Annotated in this window: 8 protein-coding genes; 1 reads left to right on the plus strand and 7 read right to left on the minus strand. The window is 49.9% G+C overall.

All coding sequences use genetic code 11. The annotated features are described in order from the left end of the window. Positions 1 to 37: 37 nt before the first annotated feature. Complete coding sequence (gene gntP, locus A7589_RS19380) at positions 38 to 1,381, plus strand: gluconate permease GntP (protein ID WP_016159466.1); 1,344 nt, start codon at positions 38 to 40, stop codon at positions 1,379 to 1,381. A 184-nt stretch (positions 1,382 to 1,565) separates the two neighbouring features. Here the strand turns inward: gntP and fimH are convergent, their stop codons facing one another. From fimH to fimA, 7 genes are all read right to left on the minus strand, one after another. After that, positions 1,566 to 2,468, minus strand: coding sequence for a type 1 fimbria D-mannose specific adhesin FimH (gene fimH / locus A7589_RS19385; protein WP_010354409.1), 903 nt, complete (start codon positions 2,466 to 2,468; stop codon positions 1,566 to 1,568). A gap of 19 nt (positions 2,469 to 2,487) precedes the next feature. Continuing rightward, on the minus strand, positions 2,488 to 2,991 hold the full coding sequence (fimG, locus tag A7589_RS19390) for a type 1 fimbria minor subunit FimG (protein WP_000872021.1): 504 nt from the start codon (positions 2,989 to 2,991) through the stop codon (positions 2,488 to 2,490). A 12-nt stretch (positions 2,992 to 3,003) separates the two neighbouring features. Beyond that, positions 3,004 to 3,534 (minus strand): type 1 fimbrial adaptor subunit FimF, encoded by a 531-nt coding sequence (gene fimF, locus A7589_RS19395; protein ID WP_010354406.1) that lies wholly within the window; start codon positions 3,532 to 3,534, stop codon positions 3,004 to 3,006. A 9-nt stretch (positions 3,535 to 3,543) separates the two neighbouring features. After that, positions 3,544 to 6,171, minus strand: a complete 2,628-nt coding sequence (fimD, locus tag A7589_RS19400; RefSeq protein WP_000121034.1) for a fimbrial usher FimD — start codon at positions 6,169 to 6,171, stop codon at positions 3,544 to 3,546. A 66-nt stretch (positions 6,172 to 6,237) separates the two neighbouring features. Continuing rightward, on the minus strand, positions 6,238 to 6,963 hold the full coding sequence (gene fimC / locus A7589_RS19405; protein ID WP_000066582.1) for a type 1 fimbria chaperone FimC: 726 nt from the start codon (positions 6,961 to 6,963) through the stop codon (positions 6,238 to 6,240). Positions 6,964 to 6,999: 36 nt separating this feature from the next. Next, a complete protein-coding gene (fimI, locus tag A7589_RS19410; protein WP_000831511.1) occupies positions 7,000 to 7,539 on the minus strand; it encodes a type 1 fimbrial minor subunit FimI in 540 nt (179 codons plus the stop codon). A 65-nt stretch (positions 7,540 to 7,604) separates the two neighbouring features. Then, positions 7,605 to 8,153, minus strand: coding sequence for a type 1 fimbrial major subunit FimA (gene fimA, locus A7589_RS19415; RefSeq protein ID WP_000695573.1), 549 nt, complete (start codon positions 8,151 to 8,153; stop codon positions 7,605 to 7,607). Between the last annotated feature and the right edge of the window lie 61 nt (positions 8,154 to 8,214).

The raw sequence follows: 8,214 nt of genomic DNA on the forward strand, positions 1-8,214 counted from the left end.
AAAATAACAATGGTTCAACCAGGTAAGGTAAAACTTTATGCATGTGCTTAACATTCTTTGGGTCGTCTTCGGTATCGGCCTGATGCTGGTACTGAATTTGAGGTTCAAGATCAACTCGATGGTAGCTTTGTTGGTGGCGGCGTTGTCTGTCGGGATGCTGGCGGGTATGGACTTAATGTCGCTGCTGCACACCATGAAAGCGGGCTTCGGCAACACGCTGGGGGAACTGGCGATCATCGTGGTATTCGGTGCGGTCATCGGTAAATTGATGGTCGACTCGGGCGCAGCACACCAGATAGCGCACACGCTGCTGGCGCGCCTCGGTCTGCGCTATGTTCAGATATCGGTGATTATCATCGGCCTGATTTTCGGTCTGGCGATGTTCTATGAAGTGGCCTTTATCATGTTGGCACCGCTGGTGATCGTGATTGCAGCCGAAGCTAAAATCCCGTTCCTGAAACTGGCTATTCCGGCAGTAGCGGCTGCCACCACCGCACATTCACTGTTCCCGCCGCAGCCGGGTCCGGTGGCGCTGGTAAATGCTTATGGCGCGGATATGGGGATGGTTTATATCTATGGCGTGCTGGTGACGATCCCAAGCGTAATTTGCGCTGGCCTGATCCTGCCAAAGTTCCTCGGTAATCTTGAGCGACCGACACCGTCATTTCTGAAAGCAGATCAACCAGTAGATATGAACAATCTGCCTTCTTTCGGCATCTCGATTCTGGTGCCGCTGATCCCGGCGATCATTATGATCTCCACCACCATCGCCAATATCTGGCTGGTAAAAGACACGCCTGCGTGGGAAGTGGTTAACTTTATTGGTTCCTCGCCGATTGCGATGTTTATTGCGATGGTAGTTGCGTTCGTACTCTTTGGCACCGCGCGCGGGCACGATATGCAGTGGGTAATGAACGCCTTTGAAAGCGCGGTAAAAAGCATTGCGATGGTGATTCTGATCATCGGTGCTGGCGGCGTACTGAAGCAGACCATCATCGACACCGGCATTGGTGACACCATCGGCATGTTGATGTCGCATGGTAATATTTCACCGTACATCATGGCGTGGCTGATCACCGTACTGATTCGTCTGGCGACCGGTCAGGGTGTGGTTTCGGCGATGACTGCCGCCGGGATTATCAGTGCTGCAATCCTTGATCCAGCAACCGGTCAGCTGGTTGGCGTGAATCCGGCGCTGCTGGTGCTGGCGACGGCTGCGGGTTCCAACACACTCACCCACATTAACGATGCATCTTTCTGGTTGTTTAAAGGTTATTTTGACCTGTCGGTAAAAGACACGCTGAAAACCTGGGGCCTGCTGGAGCTGGTCAACTCCGTGGTTGGGTTGATTATTGTGTTAATTATCAGCATGGTAGCGTAAAAGCACACCAGAGCCTGCCATTGGCAGGCTCTGTTCGGAGTGTCGACAAAGTGTGCCTTGTTTATGCCAGATGCGACGCTGACGCGTCTCATCTGGCCTACAAAGGGCTAACGTGCAGGTTTTGTAGGTAGCGTAGCGCATCACGTAATATTGCGTACCAGCATTAGCAAGCCCTGTGTTTTTTTTATTGATAAACAAAAGTCACACCAATAATCGACTGCACATTACCTGCTGTCACCTGCCCTCCAGTACGTGCGTAATTTGCCGTTAATCCCAGACTTACCGCCGAAGTCCCTACTGCCCCTAATGACACAGTGCTATTCGCTGGAATAATCGTACCGTTGCGCGTCAGCTGTACGCCGACTCCCTGTGCTGGCGAAAACGACGCGGTATTGGTGAAAATCGAGTTGCCCGCATCTGCGGTTGTACCTGAAAGGTAATACCCCAGGTTTTGGCTTTTCGCACAGTAAACGGTAAGAGGAATCGGCACCGAACCAGGATAATCCGGCAGAGTCACGGTGACATCACGAGCGGAAACATCACAGCCGCCGGTGGGCACCACCACATCATTATTGGCGTAAATATTCCACACAAACTGGAAATCATCGCTGTTATAGTTGTTGGTCTGACGCAAAATGAGCACGGCAATTAATGAGCCAGCCTTAATCGCTACCCCGCCCGCACTGCTCACAGGCGTCAAATAAAGCGCCACCGGCCAGGGCTTATCTGTTCTCGAATTATAAACAACGCGCGGCGTTTCGCTGGTGGTAGGGAAAGGATAGCTACTGCCATTATATTTTACGGTTCCGGAAAAATTAGATAACACGCCGCCATAAGCCGAGCCTCGTTGCAGTGTGACATAGTCTGTAATCGTTTCCGGGTAATCGTTATGGCAAAAGATCTGCATCGAAAGATCCACGACCAAGTTTTGCCCCACATTCACGGCGGGCGCAAGGTTAACATAGACATTGGCGCTGCCACCGCCAATAGGGATAGCGGTGCCATTGGCGGTTTTACAGGCGAATGACCAGGCATTTACCGACCAGCCCATCAGCAGTACAGCAAACAAGGTAATAACTCGTTTCATTACAATCATCTCTTCGGGTTCAGCTGTAGGTATAGGTGATGCTAATCACTGCCTGAATGGTTCCCTGAGTGGTTCCGCCATTTACCGTCAATGCTCTGACCTGTAACGGGAAGTGCGCTGATTGTGAGGAATCATCCACCTGAACTGTTTTGGTTGCGCCGGTATTCAATGTATTACCGCTGTCATCCTGTAGCTCTAACTGGATGTTTTGCGCGGTTCCCTGGTTTTTATAATATCCGGTGCTGTCAGCTGCCCCGCTGAAGCTGGCGGTGACCCTGGACGTTCCCACCGGACAATTAGTCAACTCAAGCGCAACATCATGCCAGGCCGATGCCGCTCCGGCAGACATCAGGCTGAAAGAATAAAGATCGCCGAGATCAACCGTGGCATTGGTGGTGGAAACCGTGCACGGTTTGGCGACGACCTTACCGTTCACGGTGATGGTGACATCGGCTGCCTGTACCGTCGCGCTTGCGAGCGCCAACATTGCCGCCAATAAATACCCACGTTTGCGCCATTTCATGAGCATCTCCAGTTACTGATATTCAAGAGTAAAGGTTGCCGTAGCGTTGATACGCCCCGCAGTGACAGGCACCTGTGTCGCCATTAGCCTGGCGTAAAAATTCAGCGTGTTTGGTTTACCCGGCGTCAGGGACGTCCACGCAATCGCGGACGATGGGGCATTAAGTGGGATCTGATTTTGTTGCTCATTCAGAAGCTGTATTCCCAGCCCTGCGGCCGCTGACACCGTATTATCAAGTGCAAGCAGGTTGGCATTGTGGCTATCCGCAACACCAGTAAACCCAACCTTTACAGCAGAAACGGCATTACCACAGGGTGACAGCAAAATACGAAATGGAACGGCCGGAGTCGTCGCCCCAATGTTGCTAAATTGCTTCGCCGCGTTTTCCATCAGATCAACGGTAAAATTGGTTGATTCAGCCGCCACACTACAGCCGTTATCCCTGACATAGCCGCGAATAGTAATCGTGCTATCTGCGGCCCTGGCGTGACTGGCAACCAGCCACAAAAAAGCGCACACAAGATAAAAAGGTTTGCTTTTCATCACGTCCCCTTAACGACATTCGGCTGATAGCTGAGTTAATAACTGCTGCTGACTCTCTGGTGGCAGTTTGTAATCGGCGACACAGCGAGCATTCTCCCCTTCACCCCATTTCACCTGAACTTTTCCCACTAAAGGCATCCCGCTGAGGTAAACCTGGCCATTATCCGCAACAATGCCGCTACTCTGGCTACTCTCTGATGTGACCATCGCCCCAAACGGCAGCGGCTTATTATTGTGGGTTAGCGTCATGAGCAGTTTTATTCCTACGCGTGCTTTAAACTCTGCTCGCACAATTGCCCCACGGGTGGGAACAACGTTAGCGACCGCGTTATCTAAATCGACGTTATCAGCCAGGGTATTGGTATCCAGCGCCACTCTATTTTCCCGATATTCAGTGGCATAAGGCAGCACGGCATAACCGCGCCAGTCGGTACGAACACCCGTCTGGTTTTCGACTTTTGCATCTTTTGCGCCAGGCGCTTTAATAAGCACAACCGTATCGTTTAACGGCTGCCCCAGCGTTACGCCATTGGCATGAGCCAATACCCCACCGCTGACGCCATAATAGAGCTGCTTAATATCATCGCTATGGCTGTACCCTATGTTGGCATTGCCGTAGCCGCCGCGATAATTCAGCGCGGCATAGCCTGTATTACCATCGCCTCCCCCGGCATAACCGGTTTGCACGCTGTAGCTGAGGTTATTGTCTTCCAACAACGTACCGTATACGCCAGCCAGATTGGTCATCCGACCGTTGAGATCGTGTGACATGCTGTAGCTGGCACTGGCATGGCGCCATTGAGATTTACTGTCAGAACGCAGCCAGTGGCTAAAAGGAATATTGACGTTAAGAGCCAACATCTGATCCCGCCCTTTTTGCCAGGCGTTTTTCGTCAGGCTATAGCTGAGCGTCCAGTTGATATCTTCGAATGCGGTATTTAATCCGGCCTGGAATTGTTCATCGACATTACTCGTTCCCCAATAAGTCTGATGGCTACCACTCAAATACAGTGTTGATGTGCGCCCAACTTGCTGAGTGACGGTGAGTTGTAATTTCCCGCGTTTGTTATAAGCGAGGTTGTAATAGTCGGTGAATTTCGGCTTAACCTGAATAACACCATCCTGCGTTTCAATGTTGTAGCCATTCATTCGGCTGTATGTTGTATCAGCGAAATTAAAATACCCGCTGGTCGAATAGCGATAACCCACTAGCTGAATATTCGTGCCTGACTCATTGAGCGATTTGTTATAGAGAAAACGCACCGATTGTCCGTCATGCTGACTTTCATCGGGAAGTGTGGCATTAGCCTGCGTCATATCCACGGACAGAGCACCCAATGCCCCCATGTTTTTCCCGACACCGAAATTAAAAGCACGATAACGATCCGCCAGTTGAGTTCCACCGTATATTGTCCAGCCAGCCGGGAGGCCGTGGAGTAATGTACTCTGGAAAAAGCGGGGTTTTTCCTGTTGCGCATTCCCACTACGGTACTCTCCTGCCGTAATGGAATAACGCGTATGCCCTTCACGTTGCAAAAGCGGGACTGACGAATAGGGTACGGTAAAGATCTGCGTGCTGCCGTCAGCCTCTTTAATCGTTACCTGCAAGTCACCACTATTACCTGCGGCATAGATATCGTTGATGGTAAAAGGCCCCGGCGGCACCGTACTATTATAAATGTCATACCCATTCTGTTTAATAGTTACCTGTGCAGTACCACGAGCAATACCGTGGATCACCGGGGCAAATCCTCTTTGGCTATCGGGTAACATATTGTCATCGGAGGCCAACTGTGCGCCGCGAAAGTTAATACCATCGAAAATATCGCCCTGGGTATAACCATCACCCAGCGTCAGTCGGGAACGTAACGGAATGATGTCGCGCTCAAGCCAGGTATTAATATGTTGCCATTTATTTTTGCTACCTGATGAATTTCCGCTACTGTTATAACTCCAGGTGGTATTGTCGCGTAAACGCCACGCACCAATATTTAATCCACTCTGTAGATTTAAATATGCATAATGGCTGTTACCCCCAACCCGATTCTGCACACTATTTCCGCTGAAGTTATAATTGAGCAATCCGGCATTAATACCTGAATCCCACAACTCTGGTGGAATATAACCACGCGCGCGCTGATTCATAAATGCCTGAGGGATCGTGATGTTGAGCCGCTGCTGGCCAACATCTAAATGCGCAGTAGCGTCATTAATCATTGAGGTTAATGGCACGCAGGTATCATCCGCCAGCAGATTCATACCGGAAACAGAAGCCGTATTCAGCCCCATACTGGCGAGTTGAGCGCGAGTCAGGCAAGGGACAATACCTTGCTCACTGTCACCCGTATTAAACGTGACATCACGCGTTGCCATATAACCATTATTCATATAGATATCGACACGATACGTCCCCGGCGGTAATTCTTGTCCATTTTCAAAGCTCGATAAATCGGCAACAGCCTGAGGATCATCCGCTAAAAAGCGCGGGTTAAAATAGAGTTCGGCAGATGAAAAAGGTGCCTGTGCGGCAAAAGCACAGGCAACAGAGAGCCGGATAAAAAAACCAGCCAGACAATGCTTACGATTATGCAAGCATTGCGTGTTTCGCTGGTAAAGTCTTAAATTCAGATATGACATTGTTCCTCCGGTTTAAAATCACCCGGCAGTCAATTCTTTTTATTCAGGCGAATAAATCCCCCTGCGTTATTCCATTACGCCCTTCATTTTGGGGGTAAGTGCGCCATAATCATTTATTGTTCGGTAAGTAATGTTGCTTCCGGCATCAGAAGGCAATTTAACCGTGCTTTCGCCCATTGGAGGCACCAATGCATTTTCAAGAATCCGTGTTCCGGCATTAAGCTCCGTTACCGTCAGGTAATAGGGTGTCGGGTTAATCAGCGTCAGAGAATTGGCGCCACGACGGAATCTTAATTTTTCTGCGGCCTGATCGGGGGGTAACGCTAATTTAGCCGGGCGGTAATACAGTTTTATGCGGCTGATAATCGCGAGCTGTAGCGTATTCTCGGTCAATTTTGATTTATCCATTGACGGAATCGCTTTTACATTCATCCAGAACAAACTTTCCCGATCCTGCGGCAATTGATTATTTGTGGCATCAAGAATACGTAAGGTATTCTCTTTTTTTCCCTTCATCGCAAACAGAGGTGGCGTCACGATAAAACGGCCATCCTTTACACCATCGGCATTTTCTACCCATGATTGAATTAAATAAGTGCTATTTTCATCATTATTTGTCACGGCAAGTTGAACTTGTTTTTGCCCTGCCGGATAAATTACGCGGGTCGCACCTAAGGCCACTCCCGCTTCAGCGCGTCCGGCAAGCATCATTGCTACGATCATCAGGATACCTGCCAGTAAGCAGAATGTTATTTCCTGCGATTTCCTTACATTGACGTTTTTATTACTCACTGTCCTGTTCCTGTTATCACAATATCTGCTTAACAATTACTGATAGGTTAAGGAGAACCAGGCCTGGGCATTAGCCATGCCGCCAGTCACCCGACGCCCGGTAGCACGATATTTGGCGATGAAATGTAGCGAAGTAGAGCCTGAGTAAAGCCGTTTCCAGTTTGCTGGAGGACGATTAATCGGTACGAGGTTTCCTTCATCATCAAACAACGCTACGCCAATATTGGTGGCTATCCCTGGCCCCTCACCCACGGAAAGCACATCCGGATTTTTACCATCCGCGACACCGTGAAACCCCACGCCCACTCGTTCACTCACCACCGTGCTACATTCCCGTAAATGAATAACAAAAGGCACCGGTGCGCTATCTTCCCCTACCGCATGAAACCGGTTACTACTGATTTGCCCCATATTGACCGTCATTTGTTTATCACCGGCTTCAATCCGGCAAGTTTCCGCAATAATGACGCCCTGAAACTGCATATTTCCACCGGGCAATGTGGTGTTCCATTTATTTCCGGCCAGTGCAAACATCGGCAGTAACGACGCTACTAGAAATAATTTCGTCCTTTTCATCGTTATTCTTATCGCGCAGGGGCGGGCATCCTTGCCCATAATGACTTCCCTAAAACCTGAGTGGGTTATTGATACTGAACCTTGAAGGTCGCATCCGCATTAGCAGCGCCTGGGGTTGCAGTACCGGTTGCAAAATAACGCGCCTGGAACGGAATAATGTTGGTTCCGTTATTCAGTGTTGTTTGTGCGCTAAATGTCGCACCGTCCAGCGCCAGCGCAGTACCCGTTCTGTCCAGGATCTGCACACCAACATTTGTTGCGCTGCCCGCAGCTGAACTCTGCAGAGCCAGTACATTGGTATGATTTCCATCAATTGCTGTGCCAAGGAAGGCAACAGCGGCTTTGTCTGCAACAGTGGTATCGCAGTCATTCAGCTGAATGTTAAAACCGACGGCAGAACTGGTTGCCCCCTCTTGTGCCAGCGATGCGGTACGAACCTGACCTAACTGAACGGTTTGATCAACAGAGCCCGCATCAACCGCACAAGCGGCGTTAACAACTTCCCCTTTAAAGTGAACTGTCCCACCATTTACCGTCGTGGTAGCGGCCAGAGCCGCAGTGGAACTGAGGGACAGAGCCGACAGAACAACGATTGCCAGAGTTTTAATTTTCATACTGCTTTCCTTTTTAAATCTACGTATAAATCGACATGGGCAGTCGGGTGATGCTGCCAAC

Origin of the sequence: Escherichia sp. MOD1-EC6475 (assembly GCF_003046645.1) — a bacterium.
Classification (GTDB): domain Bacteria; phylum Pseudomonadota; class Gammaproteobacteria; order Enterobacterales; family Enterobacteriaceae; genus Escherichia; species Escherichia ruysiae.